The following is a 15,902-nucleotide window of genomic DNA, read 5'->3' on the forward strand; positions in this document are numbered from 1 at the left end:
CTGCTTATATATAGACGCAATGCCATCGAATGCGCAGTATATTGCCCAACACCTAAAACAATACCCTGCTCTTACCTTCGGATGATGCCTCGCAATGACTGACCAACCCCGCTCTCTGGCCTCAATGCTGTTCCCGGTTGGCCTGTTATTGATAGCCATGGCATCCATCCAGTCCGGCGCATCACTGGCCAAGAGCATGTTTCCGGTGGTCGGCGCTCAGGGAACGACCACCCTGCGCCTGATCTTCGCCAGCGTGATCATGTTGATACTGCTGCGTCCATGGCGCGCCAGGCTGACAGCCCAGTCCCTGCGGACAGTGATCGTTTATGGCATGGCGCTGGGCGGAATGAATTTCCTCTTCTATATGTCATTGCGCACGGTACCGCTCGGAATCGCAGTCGCACTCGAATTTACCGGCCCGCTGGCCGTCGCCGTTTATGCTTCCCGTCGTGCCATCGACTTTCTCTGGATTGCTTTGGCTGCGGTCGGCCTGCTTTTGCTGATCCCCACTGGAGCGACAACAGCAGGAATTGATCTGGTCGGGGCTGGTTATGCCTTGGGCGCCGGCGTCTGCTGGGCACTTTACATTCTGTTTGGTCAGAAGGCCGGCGCAGACAACGGCGTTACCACTGCGGCCCTGGGTGTAATGATTGCCGCACTTTTTGTTGCACCGATTGGTATTGTCCACGCAGGCGCTGCTCTGTTGACGCCGTCACTCATCCCGATTGCTATTGGCGTCGCCGTCCTGTCGACCGCTTTGCCCTACACGCTGGAGATGGTCGCCCTCACCCGCATACCCGCACGTACCTTTGGCACTTTGATGAGCATAGAACCCGCCTTCGGCGCACTGTCAGGACTGCTTTTCCTGCAGGAATACCTCACGCTGTCACAATGGATGGCGATCCTGTGCATAATTCTGGCGTCAGTCGGAGCCACCATGACGATGGGCAGCACCGCCAAGCCCGCCATTGCGGCAGATTGAAACTGGATTTGATGAAGGTCTGGCAATTGGCGCTCATTTAGGCCATGTTTAGATCCCTTAACTCAGTGTCAGATATGGATTTTTTCGGACAGGGATATCAGAACGCTTAAAGCGCAAGCGAATACAGGCAGACCCGAGCGCCAGACTCGTGGCTACCATAAGGACGGTAATGAAACGATTTTTGATACTGATCGCTGTGTTGGCAGTAGCGGGGTGCGCAGCGACCTCCGAGACCCAAGTGAAGCACGGTAGAAAAGGGCTGCACATCAACTGTTCGGGGCTGTCGTCCTCCTGGGACAAGTGTTACACCAGCGCCGCCAATGCTTGCGCTCCGAAGGGTTACAAGGTCATCGCCAAATCGGGAGACGCCGTGGAAGAACCTGGCGACTACCCGTTCGGTCTCAACCCGGCTGGCTATACCAGTCGAAGCATGATCGTCATCTGCAAATGAATCATTCTGGCTGCTCGTCTCGCCGAGCAGCCAGTTGACGCCCGATTTCTTCATGGCTGGACTTCAATACCGTCCGTTGAATCTCCGGCGTCACCAACATCCGCGCAACCACCAACGCGCCGACGCATTGCGACAGAATCGCCCATGCCAGGCTGTCACTCTGCAGAATCTGCGCCCAACTGGTTTGCAGCCGACAAATCCACAGCTCGGCCTGCTCGCGAACCTGATCATCTGAACGGGCTATTTCCGCACCCAGCGTCGGCAAGGCACACCCCGATTCAGGCTGCTCTACGTGAGCCATGCTCAGGTATTGTTTGAGACAGCGCTCCAGCCGCTCGCGATCCTGCTCACCTCTCCCACCCAGTCGCTCCAGGCTCTGACACAGTTCGCGTTCGACGATTGCCGTGAATAACGCGTCTTTCGATGAGAAGTGGCTATAGAAAGCCGCCCCACTCAGGCCGATGGCTTTCATCAATCCATCGACTCCGACAGTCGAAAATCCAGCGCGCTTTGCCGACAGCGCACTGCTGTTCAGCAGCTTTTCCCGGGTTTCCAGCTTATGACCGGCGGAATACCGCATGTGCTTACCCTCGTGATCGACCGCCTTGACGTTGTCCGAATCCTAGCATAACGTTCGTTCACTTAACGATCGTTTACTAAAGGGAAACACCGATGAATAACAACAAGGTCGTACTAGTGGTCGGTGCTGGCGATGCTACCGGCGGAGCCATCGCCAAGCGTTTTGCCAAAGAAGGTTTTGTCGCCTGCGTTACCCGACGCAGTGCTGACAAATTGCAGCCGCTGGTCGAGGCCATTCAGGCCGAGGGTGGAGAAGCACATGGCTTCGCCTGCGATGCACGCAAGGAAGAAGACGTCATTGCGCTGATTGAAGAGATTGAAACCCGCCTCGGCCCGATCGAAGCGTTTGTTTTCAACATCGGCGCCAACGTGCCTTGCAGCATTCTTGAAGAAACTGCGCGCAAATACTTCAAGATCTGGGAGATGGCCTGTTTCTCGGGTTTTCTCAATGCCCGCGAAGTGGCCAAGCGCATGGTCAGCCGCAAGCGCGGCACCATTCTGTTTACCGGGGCCACCGCCGGGCTTCGCGGCGCCGCCGGTTTTGCCGCATTTGCCGGCGCCAAACACGGTATTCGTGCGCTGGCGCAAAGCATGGCGCGCGAGTTGGGGCCGATGAACATCCACGTCGCCCACGTGGTGGTTGATGGCGCCATCGATACCGACTTCATCCGAAACAGCTTTCCGGAGAAGTACGCGACCAAGGATGAGGACGGTATTCTCAATCCCGAGCACATCGCCGAAAACTACTGGTACCTGCACAGTCAGCCACGGGATGCCTGGACGTTCGAACTGGATCTGCGTCCATGGAACGAACGCTGGTAATCCCCCTCCTCCATAACAATAAATAGAGAGCAGCGAATATGACGAAAACCGTGGAGTTCTATTTCGACCTCGGCAGCCCTGCCACTTATCTGGCCTACACCCAGTTACCGAAAATCTGTGCCGACACCCATAGCGAATTGATCTACATCCCGATGCTGCTGGGCGGTGTGTTCAAGGCCACCGGCAATGCCTCACCGGCGATGATCCCGGCCAAGGGCCGCTACATGTTTCAGGATCTGGATCGCTACGCCAAACGATATGGCGTGCCACTGAAGTTCAATCCGCATTTCCCGATCAACACACTGATGCTGATGCGCGCCGTCACCGGCATACAACTGCGCCAGCCAGAACGCTTTCAGGCGTTTATCGATTGCCTGTTCAAGGCACTGTGGGTGGAGGGACGTGCTCTCGATGAGCCGGCCACTGTCGCAGCGGTGTTGAGCGAACACGGCTTCGATTCCAATGAAGTCCTGGCCCTGACCAACGACGAGGCGGTCAAGGCAGCACTCAAGGACAACACCGAAACAGCCGTTAAACGCGGAGTGTTTGGTGCGCCAAGCATGTTCATCGGCAATCAGTTGTTCTTCGGTCAGGACCGCCTCGACTTTGTCGAAGAAGCCCTGCGTCAGGCTTAGAAGGAGAACAGACCCGGGCGCCACACAGCCCCCGGGTTGATGCCATCAGATAGCCGCTGTCCGCGTGTTCAGCCACGCCAGTGCAGCGCCCTCCAGCAACGGACTCAAGCGCTCACGCACTTCGGCGTGATAGGCGTTGAACCACTGCTTCTCCTCCTGCGTCAGCAAAGACGGCTCCAGGCAGCGTGTGTCGATCGGGCACAGAGTCAAGGTTTCAAACTTGAGGAACTCGCCAAACTCGCTGCTGCCCGCCTCGCGATTCATGGCCAGGTTCTCGATTCGCACCCCCCAACGGCCCGGACGGTAAGTGCCCGGCTCGATCGATGTGATCATCCCCGGCTGCATTGCCGTTTGCGGAGCCGCTGCGGCCTGATACGCGATCACCTGCGGGCCTTCGTGAACATTGAGGAAATAGCCGACCCCATGACCGGTGCCGTGGCCATAATCCACGCTTTCAGCCCAGATCGGCGCACGGGCGATGGCATCCAGCAGCGGCGACAGAATGCCTTTCGGGAACTGTGCCCGCGACAGTGCGATCACCCCTTTGAGCACGCGCGTGCAGTCACGCTTCTGCTCATCCGTTGGCGTACCGACCGGCACCATGCGCGTGATGTCGGTCGTACCGCCCAGGTACTGGCCGCCCGAGTCGATCAGCAGCAAGCCATCACCCTCGATCACCGCGTGTTCTTCTTCGGTGGCGTGATAGTGCGGCATCGCGCCATTGGCGTTAAACGCGGCAATCGTGTTGAAGCTTAGCGACACGTAATCCGGACGGCGTTCGCGGGCGGCGGTGAGCTTCTCGTCGATGGTCAGTTCGGTAATGCGCTCGCGCCCCCAGGCAGACTCCAGCCAGGCGAAAAATTCGCACAATGCCGCACCGTCCTGCTCCATGGCCTGGCGAATGTGCTGCGCATCGGCTTCGCTTTTCTGCGACTTGGCGAGGGTTGTCGGATTCAGGCCTTCGACCAGTTTCACCCCGCTTTCCAGGTTATCCAGCAAACCGCTGGTCACCCGCGCCGGATCCACCAACAGGGTTGCGCCGCCTGGCACAGCGCGCAAGGCGTCGGCCACTTCATGGTAATCACGCAGAGTCACTCCGTCCCGCTCCAGCACCGCACGCAATTCGGCATCGACCTTGCTCAGAGCCACAAACAGTGTCGCTTGCTGTTGATTGATCAACGCAAAAGAAACGAACACCGGGTTGAACGACACATCGCCGCCACGCAGATTGAACAGCCAGGCGATGTCATCAAGGGTGGCGATGAAGTGCCAATCGGCACCACGTTCCTGCAAGGTCTCACGCAGTCTGGCGAGTTTTTCGCCGCGACTGACCGTCGCTTGCGGCGGCAAATGCTGATAGATCGGTGCGTTCGGCAGGCCAGGACGATCGGCCCAGACTTCATTCAGCAAATCGATGTCAGTGCGCAGACGCGCACCACGGGCTTCAAGCTTGCTGCTCAAGGTACGCGCCGAGGCCACGGCCATCACCGCGCCATCAACCGCCACCACGCCACCTTCCGGAGTCTGCTCGGCCAGCCAGTCCAGTGGGCTCGGTTGCCCCGGTTGCAGCTTGACCAGTTCGATGCCGCTGCCTTTGAGTTCCTTGGTCGCCTGTTCCCAATAACGACTGTCGGCCCAGACTCCGGCGAAATCAGCGGTGACAATCAGCGTGCCAACCGAACCATGGAACCCCGACAGCCATTGCCGCCCTTGCCAGTATCCCGGCAGGTATTCCGACAGGTGCGGGTCGGCCGACGGCACCAGCAACGCATGAATGCCTTCACGGCGCATAAGTTCACGGGTGTGCGCCAGGCGCTGGGGAACCGTTCCTTCGGTCAAAGTCTGGGTACTCATCATGTCTCCTGCCAATCACTTCATCGTTATTGTTCGTAGCCGTGGAAGTCGGCTGGTTAAAGCCCTGTCGCCCAGAATGCCGGAGCACTGGCGCAGGCGCCTTTGATCAGTTCTACCGCCTGATCGATATCGTCGGTGGTGGTGAAGCGGCCGAGGCTCAGGCGAATGGTGCGAGCAGCCAGCCGGGCGTCATGCCCCAGTGCCAGCAGCACGTGGGAAGGCGCATTGCTCGCCGAGTTGCAGGCCGAAGTCGCGGAAAACGCGATCGAATGGCTCAAGGCTGCACTGTTGAACTCACCTTCGCTGAACGTCAGGCTCAAGGTGTGCGCAATACGCTGACTGGCGCTGCCGTTGAGGCGCACGCCCGGCAGGCTCAGCAACGGTTCGAGCAAGCGATCACGCAGCGCCACGATGGACTTTTTCTCCTCATCGAACATCGCAGTGGCCAAGGCGAATGCCGCGCCCATACCCGCAATCTGATGGGTCGCGAGAGTCCCGGAACGCAAGCCGCCTTCGTGCCCGCCACCATGAATCTGCGCCTGCAAACGCTGCTGCGCCCGCGGCCCGACATACAGCGCACCAATGCCTTTGGGGCCGTAGAGCTTGTGCGCCGAAAACGACATCAGGTCCACCGGCCATTGCTGCAGATCGATCGCCACTTTACCGGCGCCCTGCGCCGCATCGACATGGAACAGCGCTCCACGGTTGCGCACGACCTCACCGATGGCCGGGATGTCATTGAGCGTGCCGAGTTCATTGTTGACCAGCATCAGCGAGACCAGAAAGGTGTCGTCGCGCATCGCTTCGCTGACTGCCTGTGGGGTGATCAGGCCCTCGGCATCCGGCACCAGGTAGGTCACCGCAACGCCCGCGTCCTGCAGTTGCCGGGCGGTATCGAGGATGGCTTTGTGTTCGATCTGGCTGGTAATGATGTGGCCGCCGGCAACGCCGCGTGCCTGGGCCACGCCTTTAAGGGCGAGGTTGTTGGATTCGGTGGCACCGGAGGTCCAGACGATCTGCGCTGCCTCGGCACCGACCAGTTCGGCGACTTGCCGGCGGGCGTGCTCGACTGTTTGCCGGGCCTGCTGACCGAATGCGTGAGAACTGGACGCCGGATTGCCGAAGTTGGCGTGAAAGCCCAGACAGTCGATCATCACCTGGATGACCCGATCGTCCACCGGAGTGGTGGCGGCATAATCGAAATACAACGGACGTTTATTCATAAAAGACTCGCAGAGCGTGTTCCGGGATCAGGAGGCTCGTGTCTGCAAACGGCACAGCGCAGCCTTGTGAGCTGCGCGTCGGTTCGAGAGCGTCATCAATACCTGATCGGATGCCGTTAAAGAAGAACAACTTCATTTAAAAGTGCGTAGGAACGCTCCTGAAGCCGAGCTTAACAGGCATCGGGCCGGCGGTTGAAGCAATGCGTCAGTGAAAGCTTTCGAGAAGTAACGGGTACAGCGAAATCACCAACAACGCGGCCATGCCCCAGTTGAATACGCGCAACCAGCGTGGGTCCTTCAGCACGTTGCGCAACAACGTGCCGCACGCCGCCCAGACGCCGACACTGGGCAGGTTGATGATGGCGAACACCGCAGCGATCACCACAACATTGGTGAAATACCCCTGCATCGGCGTGTAGGTGCTGATCGCGCCGATGGCCATGATCCAGGCCTTGGGATTGACCCACTGAAACGCGGCGGCGCCCAGATAACTGATCGGTTTGCCCTCGCCTTCAGCGCCTTCGCCCACCGGTCCCGAATGAGCGATCTTCCACGCCAGGTACAACAGATACGCGGCGCCTATATAGCGCAGCACCGTGTAGAGCAGTGGATATGTCTGGAACACCGCGCCCAGGCCAAAGCCCACCGCGACCACCAACACGAAGAAACCGCAGGTGATGCCGAGCATATGGGGAATGGTGCGGTTGAAACCGAAGTTCACCCCCGACGCCAGCAACATGGTGTTGTTCGGCCCCGGTGTAATCGAGGTGACAAGGGCAAACAGGGCAAAGCCCAGCAGCAGATCAAGCGAGAGGGTCATGTAGTCATTCCGTCGGGGGGGCATTCAGGTGTTGACCCTATCGCACGGCAGCCCGCAAACCCACGGACAGTTGGCTAAAACTTCGAGCAGTACAGTTTGCGATCAGCTTGGACGACCGTGCAGCTGTATGGCACGTCCGGCACTCATTTCAGCTTTCTTGTCGAACGACGATTGACCCAGCAGCGCCGCTTTTTTCGCGTGGTATTCGTCGAAGGACAAGCCGCTGCGATTCAGCGCTTCCATCGCCAGTTCGCGGGTCTCTTCGGCGGTGTAGGGCCGTTGTTCGGGGGAAACGTGGGTGGCGCATCCGGCGAGCACGGAAACAGCGAGCAGCAGCGAAACAGTCAGTAAACGATTCATGGGGGCGTCCTGGCGAGCGGTGTTAGTCGATGGACAAAGGCTACGCCCGCGCTCGCCCGGGCAAAAATCAACGCGCTCAATAGTGGCTATCAGGATTTCAGCTTGATCGTCCTCATATCTCTTAAAGATCTATAAATATCGATTAACGTTCTTTTACGGAATAACAAGCAACCGCTATAAATCCCTCCATACGGCGAACAACTGTTGCTCCAGCAACTGTTGCCCAGGCAACAGCAGTTCAACAAACCCGCCTGATATCTGCACAACTCAATGGCGCCAGAACGCTATAGCCCCCGCGAACCGGGCTTCTCAGGAATTGGTACAGCGCTTGCTCAAGCCTTGGCACTTACTCACTGCTCGCTGAGCAACTGTTGATAAAAAGGAACTCATCATGTCGCGTCCCCTGAAAGTCGTTGCCCTGTCCGGCGGCACCTGGCGCCCGTCCCGCACCCTGGTGCTGACTCAGGCTTTATTGGCCGAACTGGGCGAGCACCTGCCGCTCGACAGTCACCTGATCGAACTCGGTGACATCGCCCGGCCACTCGGTGCTGCGCTGTCGCGTCAGGAACTGAGCGCAGAGGTCGAGGCCGAGCTGCAGGCCATCGAACAGGCCGACCTGCTGATCGTTGCAGCGCCGGTGTATCGAGGCTCCTACCCGGGCCTGCTCAAGCATCTGTTTGACCTGATCGACCTCAATGCACTGATCGACACCCCGGTGTTGCTGGCCGCCACCGGTGGCAGCGAGCGTCATGCGCTGGTGCTCGATCACCAGTTGCGTCCGCTGCTCAGTTTCTTCCAGGCCGTGACCCTGCCGATTGGCGTTTACGCCACCGAGGCCGATTTCGCCGACTACCAGATCACCAGCGAACAGCTGAAAGCGCGCATCCGCCTCGCCGCTGAACGCGCCGCGCCGCTGTTCGGCACGCAAATCAAACCGTTGCTGAAAATCGCTTAAGGAGCTGTTCATGGATGTTTTCTGGTTCCTGCCGACCCACGGCGACGGCCATTATCTGGGCACCACGCAAGGCGCGCGCCCGGTCACACTCAATTACCTCAAACAAGTGGCGCAAGCCGCCGACAGCCTTGGCTACCACGGCGTATTGATCCCCACCGGGCGCTCCTGCGAAGACTCGTGGGTGATCGCCTCGGCGCTGGTGCCGTTGACCGAACGCCTGCGTTATCTGGTGGCGATCCGTCCGGGGATCATCTCGCCGACCGTATCGGCGCGCATGGCGGCGACTCTGGATCGCCTGTCCAACGGTCGCCTGCTGATCAACGTGGTGACCGGCGGCGACCCCGACGAAAACCGTGGCGACGGCAGTTTCCTCAGCCACAGCGAGCGCTACGAAGTCACCGACGAATTCCTCAGGATCTGGCGGCGAGTGCTGCAAGGCGAGGCGGTGGACTTCGAGGGCAAACACCTCAAAGTGCAGAACGCCAAAGCTCTGTATCCACCGGTGCAGAAGCCGTATCCGCCGCTGTATTTCGGCGGTTCCTCCGACGCTGCCCATGACCTGGCCGCCGAGCAAGTAGACGTGTACCTGACCTGGGGCGAACCACCCGCCGCCGTCGCCGAAAAACTTGCCGATGTGCGCGAACTTGCGGCTCGGCACGGGCGCAAGGTGAAGTTCGGAATTCGCCTGCACGTGATCGTCCGCGAGACCGCCGAAGAAGCCTGGAAAGCTGCGGACAAACTGATCGAGCACATCAGCGACGAGACCATCGAGGCGGCGCAGAAATCCTTCTCGCGCTTCGACTCCGAAGGGCAGCGGCGCATGGCGGCGTTGCACGACGGGCGACGCGACAACCTGGAAATCGCCCCCAACCTGTGGGCCGGTGTCGGCTTGGTACGCGGCGGCGCCGGGACTGCGCTGGTCGGCGATCCGCAGCAAGTGGCGGCGCGCATCAAGGAGTACGCCGACCTCGGTATCGAGAGCTTCATCTTTTCCGGTTATCCGCACCTTGAAGAAGCCTACCGCTTTGCCGAACTGGTGTTCCCGCTGCTGCCGGAACCCTACGCGAGCCTGGCCGGGCGCGGCGTGACCAATCTGACCGGGCCGTTTGGCGAAATGATTGCCAACGATGTGTTGCCCACAAAAGCCACTGCCTGAACCGAAACCCTTGTGGGAGCGAGCCTGCTCGCGAATGCAGTGGTCATCTACAGGAATGGTGACTGATACGACCCCTTCGCGAGCAGGCTCGCTCCCATAGGGGACTGCGTTGACTCTTTGAGGAACACCGTGTGACCGCCAAACCACAAAGTACCCTGCTCTCCCCGCTGCAGACCGCCCGCCAACTGGCCACCGAATTTGCCCTCACCGCCGTCGAGCGTGACGAGCGCGGCGGTACGCCGAAGGCCGAACGCGATGCCCTGCGTGACAGCGGCCTGCTGGCCCTGAGCATTCCCACGCGCTACGGCGGCCTCGGCGCGCGCTGGAGCGAAACCCTGCAGATCGTGCGCGAGTTCGCCAAGGTCAACAGCTCAATCGCCCACGTCTTCGGCTTTCATCACCTGATGCTCGCCACCGTGCGCCTGTTCTCGCGCCCGGAACAATGGCAGCCGTGGTTCGAACAGACCGCACGGCAGAACTGGTTCTGGGGCAACGCCCTCAACCCGCTCGACACCCGCACCGTGGTCAAGGACTGCGGCGGCTGGCGCGAATTCTCCGGCAAGAAAAGTTTCTGCTCCGGCGCCAGCGACTCGCAGATGCTGATCGCTTCGGCGGTGGACGAAAGCGCCGGCGGCAAATTGCTGATCGCGGCGATCCCCAGTGGGCGCAGCGGCATCACCCTGCACGATGACTGGAACAACATCGGCCAGCGCCAGACCGACAGCGGCAGCGCCACGTTCGAACGAGTGCGCGTCGAAGAGTCCGAACTGCTGCTCGATCCCGGGCCGTTGAGCACACCGTTTGCCTGCCTGCGTCCGCTGATCGCGCAACTGACGTTCACCCACCTGTTTCTTGGCATCGCCGAAGGCGCTTTTGCCGAAGCCCGCCAATACACGCTGAGCGAAACCCGGCTCTGGCACAAATCCGTGGCCCGTGATGTGCGCGAAGACCCGTACGTGCTCGCGCATTACGGCGAGTTCTGGGTGGCGCTGGAAGGCATTCGCCTGCTGGTCGAACGGGCCGCCTCGCTGCTTGACGACGCCTGGGCCAAAGGCCCGAATCTGACTGCCGAGGAGCGTGGGCATCTGGCCACGGCGATTGCCACGGCCAAGGTCGCCGCCAGTCGTCAGGGGCTGGAGATTTGCAGCCGCTTATTCGAAGTCACCGGCGCGCGTTCGACCCACGCTTCGCTGCGCCTGGACCGGCACTGGCGCAACCTGCGCACCCAGACCCTGCACGACCCGCTCGACTACAAGCTCCATGAGCTGGGCGACTGGGCGCTGAATCAGGCGCTGCCGGTGCCGACGTTCTATTCCTGATCTTTCCTTTAATGGAGCGAGCCATGCAACTGCTGACCCTTCCGCCCTCACCCACCCTGGCGACATCGATCCGCGCCACCGCGCAAGTCTTCGAAGACCCGAAATCCCAGGCCCTGCTCGCGCATCTGCAGCAAGTTGCACCGAGCGAAGCCAGCGTGCTGATCATCGGCGAAACCGGCACCGGCAAGGAGCTGGTGGCGCGGCATATCCACAACCTGAGCAATCGCCGCCATCGGCCGTTTGTCGCGGTCAACTGCGGCGCGTTCTCCGAATCGCTGGTGGAAGCCGAACTGTTCGGCCATGAAAAAGGGGCCTTCACCGGCGCCCTCAGCGCCAAGGCCGGCTGGTTCGAGGAGGCGGACGGCGGCACCTTGTTCCTCGACGAAATCGGCGATTTGCCGATGGCGATTCAGGTCAAGTTGCTGCGGGTGTTACAAGAGCGCGAAGTGGTGCGCCTGGGCTCGCGCAAGAGCATTCCCATCGATGTGCGGGTGCTGGCGGCGACCAACGTGCAACTGGAAAAAGCCATCAATGCCGGCAACTTCCGCGAAGACCTGTTCTATCGCCTGAACGTGGTCAATCTGGAGCTCAGCCCACTGCGCGATCGGCCCGGTGACATCCTGCCGCTGACCCGGCACTTCATCGAAGCCTACAGCCAGCGCCTGGGTTACGGGCGGGTCAGCATCAGCCCCGGCGCCGAGCACAAACTGCGCGGCTACAGTTGGCCGGGCAACATCCGCGAACTGGAAAACGTCATCCATCACACCCTGTTGATCTGCCGCAACGGTGTGATCGAGCGCGATGATTTGCGCCTGTCGAACCTGCGCATCGAGCGCCCGGACGATCAGCAGTCGAGCGCCGACGACTCACCGCAAGCGCTGCTTGAGCGAGCCTTTCAAAAGCTCTTCGAACAACAGGCCGGCGCTCTCCACGAAAAGGTCGAAGACGCCCTGCTGCGCGCCGCGTATCGGTTCTGCCATTACAACCAGGTGCACACCGCTGCCCTGCTCGGCCTGAGCCGCAATGTCACTCGCACGCGGCTGATCAAGATCGGCGAACTGGCGGTTAACAAGCGGCGATTCACGGAGAACCTGCAAGGCGAACGCCTGATCCAGTTGTCGATCTAGCCCACCAGGTTGCAGTGCAGCGCATCGTCATGACTGCGGGCGATGCTGCTCAATACCTGGAACGAATTGAAGGTCACGGTTTTCGCCTGATGGGCACGGATCAGTTGCCAGAAATCCTGCTCGCCACTTTCAAAACGGCTGAACGCTGCTTCCCCGGCCTCGCGGGTCTGCCATTGCAGCAGGCTCAGCACCCGCCGACCGTCGTCACTGACCTGCACGCTGGCGCTGACAAAGCCTGCGTAGCGCTGCGCCAGATGCTCGGTCTGCTGCGCCAGTGCCGACACCAGCGCCGGTTGCTGGCGCGGTTCGATCTCGAATTCGATCAATTGGGTAAAACTGCGATTTTTCGCTGACGTTTGCATGACAAGTCCCCATTCACCGTAAGACGAGTCTTGCGACTCGAAGGCCTGCAGGGTAAAACCTCTAGTTAAGTCAAGGTCAAGAGTCATTTTGCCAATGATCACCAAAGAAACCCTGCACAAGCAGCTCACCGTGGGCGAAGTCGCCGCGCGCAGCGGCGTGGCAGTCACCGCCCTGCACTTTTACGAAGCCAAGGGCCTGATCAAGAGCCAGCGCAATGCCGGCAATCAACGCCGCTATCCACGGGAAGTCTTGCGTCGAGTGGCGCTGATCAAGGTCGCGCAACGGCTGGGCATTCCGCTGGCGGAGATTGGCGAGGCGTTGAAGATGCTCCCGGACGATCGCGCGCCGACCGCGGCGGACTGGAAAGTCCTGTCCGAGCAGTGGCGACGCGAACTCGATGAGCGGATCAATCAGTTGACCCTGTTGCGCGATCGGCTCACCGGTTGCATCGGCTGCGGCTGCCTGTCGATGGAGGCCTGCCCGTTGCGCAATCAGGGCGATGTGCTCGGTGAACAGGGGCCAGGCGCGCATTTCCTCGGCTGACTGCTCGTCGGGCAAAAATCCTCGTTGCGCAGACAGTTCTATAGTGAATCTTCCACAAATCCGGTGGAGCCCCACACCTCGCAAAACAAAGAACAGGGAGAACGTCATGAGCGTCAAACCCATTCCCGAGGGGTATCACAGCATTACCCCGTACCTCGGCATCCTCAAGGCCGCCGAAGCCATCGAATTCTATAAAAAAGCCTTCGGCGCCACGGTCGTCATGCGCCTCGACATGCCGGACGGCCGCATCGGCCACGCCGAACTGCGCATTGGCGACAGCGCAATCATGCTCGGCACGCCCTGCGACCAAGGGCCGTTGAGCGGTCCGGACAACGCCGTGTCGGTCGGTCTGCATTTGTATGTCACTGATGTCGACAAGTCCTTTCAACGGGCGCTGGATGCCGGGGCCAAGGCGGTGTCCGAGGTCAAGGATCAGTTTTATGGTGACCGCAGCGGGACGCTGAAGGATCCGTATGGGCACCTGTGGTTCCTGGCTACGCGCAAGGAGGACCTGACCGAAGAGCAGATCAAGCAGCGGGCGATCGAGATGTTCAGTCAGGGTTGAGATCTTCAGTGTCTTGACCGGCCTCTTCGCGAGCAAGCCCGCTCCCACAGGGATCTCTGGTGTGAACACTATCGTGGTCAAACAGCAGAACACTGTGGGAGCGGGCTTGCTCGCGAAGGGGCCAGTGCGGACACATCACACTTCATGAACCACCACACCACGCTGCGCCAGTTGCTCCCGAACGCAAACACTTTCAGCATGCCGACAACGACTGAAAAAAGGATCAGCCCGATGTTTGCCGGATTTTGCAAAGACCAGCGCCACGTCAACGGCGTCGACATCGCCTACCGCCTCGGCGGCAGCGGCCCGGGCCTGTTGCTGTTGCACGGTCACCCACAGACCCACGTGATCTGGCACAAGATTGCCGAGCAACTGGCCGGGCACTTCACCGTGGTCGCCGCCGACCTGCGCGGTTATGGCGACAGCAGCCGGCCCGCCGCCGATGAGCAGCACCGCAACCACTCAAAACGTGAAATGGCCAGGGACAACGTCGAGCTGATGCATGCGCTGGGTTTCGCGCAGTTCTCGGTGCTGGCCCACGACCGTGGCGCCCGGGTCGCCCATCGCCTGGCCCTCGACCACCCAACTGCCGTGCAGCGGATGATGCTGCTCGACATCGCCCCGACTCTGTCGATGTACACGCAGACCAACGAAGCCTTCGCCCGTGCCTATTGGCACTGGTTCTTCCTGATCCGCCCGGCGCCATTGCCGGAAACCTTGATCGAGGCCGATCCCGAAGCCTATCTGCGCAGCGTCATGGGCAGCCGCAGCGCCGGGCTCACACCGTTCACCGAGCCCGCGTTCAGCGAATACCTGCGCTGCCTGCGACGTCCCGGCAGCGCCCGGGGCATTTGCGAAGACTACCGCGCCAGCGCCGCCATCGACCTGGAACATGACCGCGCCGACATCGCCGCCGGCCATCAGCTGCATCTGCCGCTGCGCGTGCTGTGGGGTGCCGAAGGCACGGTCGGACGTTGCTTCGAACCGCTGCGCGAATGGCAGCAAGTGGCAACCGATGTCAGCGGTAAAGCACTGCCCGCCGGGCATTATCTGGCCGAGGAAGTGCCTGATCTGCTGCTCGCCGAAGCCCTGGATTTCCTGCGCTGAATCGAGCCTTGCCTGCCGATGCTATGCTGGCGGCTTGTGCCGCCAGTGCTCGTGCCAACATGTCCCAGAACCAAGAACCCGTGCCCCTGCCCGAAGACCTGCGCGTGCTGTTGACGGTGATCCGCAAGAACGGTTTCGCGGCCGCCGCCGACGAGCTGGGCCTGTCCCCGGCCTACGTCAGCAAACGCATCCAGATTCTCGAATCGACCCTCGGCACCCGCCTGCTGCACCGCACCAGTCGCCGCGTGTCTTTGACCGAGGACGGTGAGCGGGTGCAGCGCTGGGCCTTGCGCATCCTCGATGACTTTCAGCAACTGCGCGACGACCTCGCCGATGCCCACGACAGCCCGCGCGGGCGCCTGCACATCTGCAGCAGTTTCGGCTTTGGCCGCAACCACGTGGCGCCCGCCGTTTCGCTGCTGGCCGAACGTCACCCGCAATTGCAGATTCGCCTCGACCTGTTCGACCGCGCGGTGGACATCGTCAACGAAGGCTTCGATCTGGAAATCCGCGTCGGCGATGACCTGCCCGGCCAGCACATCGGCCGACAACTGGTGAGCAACCGCCGGGTGCTGTGCGCAGCGCCCGAATACCTGCAACGCCACGGTACGCCGCAGACGCTGGACGACTTGCAACAGCATGACTGCCTGGTGATCAAGGAGCGCGACAATGCATTCGGCATCTGGCACCTGGATCGCGACGGCGCGCAGGAAAGCGTGCGGGTCAGCGGGCCGCTGTCGTCCAACAACGGTGAGATCGTCCTGCAATGGGCGCTCGACGGACGTGGCGTGTTGCTGCGCTCATTGTGGGATGTGAAGCCGTTGCTGGAACAAGGCCGATTGGTGCCGGTGCTGGCCGATTACAGTCAGAGCGCCAACGTCTGGGCGGTGTACCCGACGCGGCTGGCCAACTCCGGAAAGCTGCGTGCGTGTGTGGAGTTTTTGCAGGGGCATTTCAAGGATCTTTCACTGTAGCCCTTGTAGGCCTTCGCCTGCTCGCGATAGCGGTCGTTCAGCCAATGATGATGTCGACTGACACGAC

At 60.8% G+C, this 15,902-nt stretch carries 18 protein-coding genes; 12 read left to right on the top strand and 6 right to left on the bottom strand.

Annotated features, from left to right (window positions below; genetic code table 11):
• Positions 1–94: 94 nt before the first annotated feature.
• Complete coding sequence (gene rhtA, locus AC0J41_RS17155) at positions 95–982, top strand: threonine/homoserine exporter RhtA (RefSeq protein ID WP_473013122.1); 888 nt, start codon at positions 95–97, stop codon at positions 980–982.
• Between the two features lie 169 nt (positions 983–1,151).
• Positions 1,152–1,433 carry a hypothetical protein gene (locus tag AC0J41_RS17160; RefSeq protein ID WP_473013123.1) on the top strand — a complete coding sequence of 94 codons (282 nt, stop codon included), beginning with the start codon at positions 1,152–1,154 and terminating at the stop codon, positions 1,431–1,433.
• 1 nt (position 1,434) lies between these two features.
• On the opposite strand, the gene AC0J41_RS17165 is transcribed toward AC0J41_RS17160, so the two are convergent.
• Positions 1,435–2,013 (bottom strand): TetR/AcrR family transcriptional regulator, encoded by a 579-nt coding sequence (locus AC0J41_RS17165; protein WP_025113227.1) that lies wholly within the window; start codon positions 2,011–2,013, stop codon positions 1,435–1,437.
• A 92-nt stretch (positions 2,014–2,105) separates the two neighbouring features.
• Between AC0J41_RS17165 and AC0J41_RS17170 the strand changes: the two genes are divergently transcribed.
• Positions 2,106–2,834: an SDR family oxidoreductase gene (locus tag AC0J41_RS17170; RefSeq protein WP_473013124.1), complete on the top strand. Its 729-nt coding sequence runs from the start codon at positions 2,106–2,108 to the stop codon at positions 2,832–2,834.
• 38 nt (positions 2,835–2,872) lie between these two features.
• On the top strand, positions 2,873–3,469 hold the full coding sequence (locus tag AC0J41_RS17175) for a 2-hydroxychromene-2-carboxylate isomerase (protein ID WP_473013125.1): 597 nt from the start codon (positions 2,873–2,875) through the stop codon (positions 3,467–3,469).
• Positions 3,470–3,514: 45 nt separating this feature from the next.
• On the opposite strand, the gene AC0J41_RS17180 is transcribed toward AC0J41_RS17175, so the two are convergent.
• The 4 genes from AC0J41_RS17180 to AC0J41_RS17195 all read right to left on the bottom strand — a co-directional run bounded on the left by AC0J41_RS17180 (position 3,515) and on the right by AC0J41_RS17195 (position 7,726).
• Positions 3,515–5,323 (bottom strand): aminopeptidase P family protein, encoded by a 1,809-nt coding sequence (locus AC0J41_RS17180; RefSeq protein WP_025113224.1) that lies wholly within the window; start codon positions 5,321–5,323, stop codon positions 3,515–3,517.
• A gap of 56 nt (positions 5,324–5,379) precedes the next feature.
• A complete protein-coding gene (locus AC0J41_RS17185; RefSeq protein ID WP_473013126.1) occupies positions 5,380–6,546 on the bottom strand; it encodes an aminotransferase class V-fold PLP-dependent enzyme in 1,167 nt (388 codons plus the stop codon).
• 205 nt (positions 6,547–6,751) lie between these two features.
• The gene (locus AC0J41_RS17190; protein WP_473013127.1) at positions 6,752–7,366 is read right to left on the bottom strand and encodes a LysE family translocator; all 615 of its coding nucleotides are present in this window, start codon (positions 7,364–7,366) and stop codon (positions 6,752–6,754) included.
• A gap of 102 nt (positions 7,367–7,468) precedes the next feature.
• On the bottom strand, positions 7,469–7,726 hold the full coding sequence (locus tag AC0J41_RS17195; protein ID WP_025113221.1) for a hypothetical protein: 258 nt from the start codon (positions 7,724–7,726) through the stop codon (positions 7,469–7,471).
• Between the two features lie 391 nt (positions 7,727–8,117).
• Between AC0J41_RS17195 and msuE the strand changes: the two genes are divergently transcribed.
• The 4 genes from msuE (at position 8,118) to AC0J41_RS17215 (ending at position 12,283) form a co-directional block, all read left to right on the top strand.
• On the top strand, positions 8,118–8,681 hold the full coding sequence (msuE, locus tag AC0J41_RS17200; protein ID WP_473013128.1) for an FMN reductase: 564 nt from the start codon (positions 8,118–8,120) through the stop codon (positions 8,679–8,681).
• Positions 8,682–8,691: 10 nt separating this feature from the next.
• The gene (ssuD, locus tag AC0J41_RS17205) at positions 8,692–9,837 is read left to right on the top strand and encodes an FMNH2-dependent alkanesulfonate monooxygenase (protein ID WP_473013129.1); all 1,146 of its coding nucleotides are present in this window, start codon (positions 8,692–8,694) and stop codon (positions 9,835–9,837) included.
• Between the two features lie 131 nt (positions 9,838–9,968).
• Positions 9,969–11,156 (top strand): acyl-CoA dehydrogenase family protein, encoded by a 1,188-nt coding sequence (locus AC0J41_RS17210; protein WP_473013130.1) that lies wholly within the window; start codon positions 9,969–9,971, stop codon positions 11,154–11,156.
• Between the two features lie 23 nt (positions 11,157–11,179).
• Positions 11,180–12,283, top strand: a complete 1,104-nt coding sequence (locus tag AC0J41_RS17215) for a sigma-54 interaction domain-containing protein (protein ID WP_473013131.1) — start codon at positions 11,180–11,182, stop codon at positions 12,281–12,283.
• Here the strand turns inward: AC0J41_RS17215 and AC0J41_RS17220 are convergent.
• Positions 12,280–12,645: an antibiotic biosynthesis monooxygenase gene (locus AC0J41_RS17220; protein WP_025113216.1), complete on the bottom strand. Its 366-nt coding sequence runs from the start codon at positions 12,643–12,645 to the stop codon at positions 12,280–12,282. The two genes, AC0J41_RS17215 and AC0J41_RS17220, sit on opposite strands and share 4 nt — an antisense overlap.
• 94 nt (positions 12,646–12,739) lie before the next feature.
• Between AC0J41_RS17220 and soxR the strand changes: the two genes are divergently transcribed.
• From soxR to AC0J41_RS17240, 4 genes are all read left to right on the top strand, one after another.
• The gene (gene soxR, locus AC0J41_RS17225) at positions 12,740–13,189 is read left to right on the top strand and encodes a redox-sensitive transcriptional activator SoxR (protein WP_473013132.1); all 450 of its coding nucleotides are present in this window, start codon (positions 12,740–12,742) and stop codon (positions 13,187–13,189) included.
• A gap of 106 nt (positions 13,190–13,295) precedes the next feature.
• A complete protein-coding gene (locus AC0J41_RS17230) occupies positions 13,296–13,754 on the top strand; it encodes a VOC family protein (protein WP_025113214.1) in 459 nt (152 codons plus the stop codon).
• A 231-nt stretch (positions 13,755–13,985) separates the two neighbouring features.
• Positions 13,986–14,861 (top strand): alpha/beta fold hydrolase, encoded by an 876-nt coding sequence (locus tag AC0J41_RS17235; protein WP_473013133.1) that lies wholly within the window; start codon positions 13,986–13,988, stop codon positions 14,859–14,861.
• Positions 14,862–14,884: 23 nt separating this feature from the next.
• Entirely contained in the window at positions 14,885–15,835 is a 951-nt protein-coding gene (locus AC0J41_RS17240) for a LysR substrate-binding domain-containing protein (protein ID WP_025113212.1), read from the top strand.
• Positions 15,836–15,902 lie beyond the last annotated feature (67 nt).

Source organism: Pseudomonas sp. Arb-4-2C (genome assembly GCF_055755015.1).

What these genes read in the sequence shown, in the direction of transcription:
- rhtA (WP_473013122.1), top strand. Translation starts at nt 95, where the DNA reads ATGACTGACCAACCCCGCTCTCTGGCCTCAATGCTGTTCCCGGTTGGC.
- AC0J41_RS17160 (WP_473013123.1), top strand. Translation starts at nt 1,152, where the DNA reads ATGAAACGATTTTTGATACTGATCGCTGTGTTGGCAGTAGCGGGGTGC.
- AC0J41_RS17165 (WP_025113227.1), bottom strand. Translation starts at nt 2,013, where the DNA reads ATGCGGTATTCCGCCGGTCATAAGCTGGAAACCCGGGAAAAGCTGCTG.
- AC0J41_RS17170 (WP_473013124.1), top strand. Translation starts at nt 2,106, where the DNA reads ATGAATAACAACAAGGTCGTACTAGTGGTCGGTGCTGGCGATGCTACC.
- AC0J41_RS17175 (WP_473013125.1), top strand. Translation starts at nt 2,873, where the DNA reads ATGACGAAAACCGTGGAGTTCTATTTCGACCTCGGCAGCCCTGCCACT.
- AC0J41_RS17180 (WP_025113224.1), bottom strand. Translation starts at nt 5,323, where the DNA reads ATGAGTACCCAGACTTTGACCGAAGGAACGGTTCCCCAGCGCCTGGCG.
- AC0J41_RS17185 (WP_473013126.1), bottom strand. Translation starts at nt 6,546, where the DNA reads ATGAATAAACGTCCGTTGTATTTCGATTATGCCGCCACCACTCCGGTG.
- AC0J41_RS17190 (WP_473013127.1), bottom strand. Translation starts at nt 7,366, where the DNA reads ATGACCCTCTCGCTTGATCTGCTGCTGGGCTTTGCCCTGTTTGCCCTT.
- AC0J41_RS17195 (WP_025113221.1), bottom strand. Translation starts at nt 7,726, where the DNA reads ATGAATCGTTTACTGACTGTTTCGCTGCTGCTCGCTGTTTCCGTGCTC.
- msuE (WP_473013128.1), top strand. Translation starts at nt 8,118, where the DNA reads ATGTCGCGTCCCCTGAAAGTCGTTGCCCTGTCCGGCGGCACCTGGCGC.
- ssuD (WP_473013129.1), top strand. Translation starts at nt 8,692, where the DNA reads ATGGATGTTTTCTGGTTCCTGCCGACCCACGGCGACGGCCATTATCTG.
- AC0J41_RS17215 (WP_473013131.1), top strand. Translation starts at nt 11,180, where the DNA reads ATGCAACTGCTGACCCTTCCGCCCTCACCCACCCTGGCGACATCGATC.
- AC0J41_RS17220 (WP_025113216.1), bottom strand. Translation starts at nt 12,645, where the DNA reads ATGCAAACGTCAGCGAAAAATCGCAGTTTTACCCAATTGATCGAATTC.
- soxR (WP_473013132.1), top strand. Translation starts at nt 12,740, where the DNA reads ATGATCACCAAAGAAACCCTGCACAAGCAGCTCACCGTGGGCGAAGTC.
- AC0J41_RS17230 (WP_025113214.1), top strand. Translation starts at nt 13,296, where the DNA reads ATGAGCGTCAAACCCATTCCCGAGGGGTATCACAGCATTACCCCGTAC.
- AC0J41_RS17235 (WP_473013133.1), top strand. Translation starts at nt 13,986, where the DNA reads ATGTTTGCCGGATTTTGCAAAGACCAGCGCCACGTCAACGGCGTCGAC.
- AC0J41_RS17240 (WP_025113212.1), top strand. Translation starts at nt 14,885, where the DNA reads ATGCTGGCGGCTTGTGCCGCCAGTGCTCGTGCCAACATGTCCCAGAAC.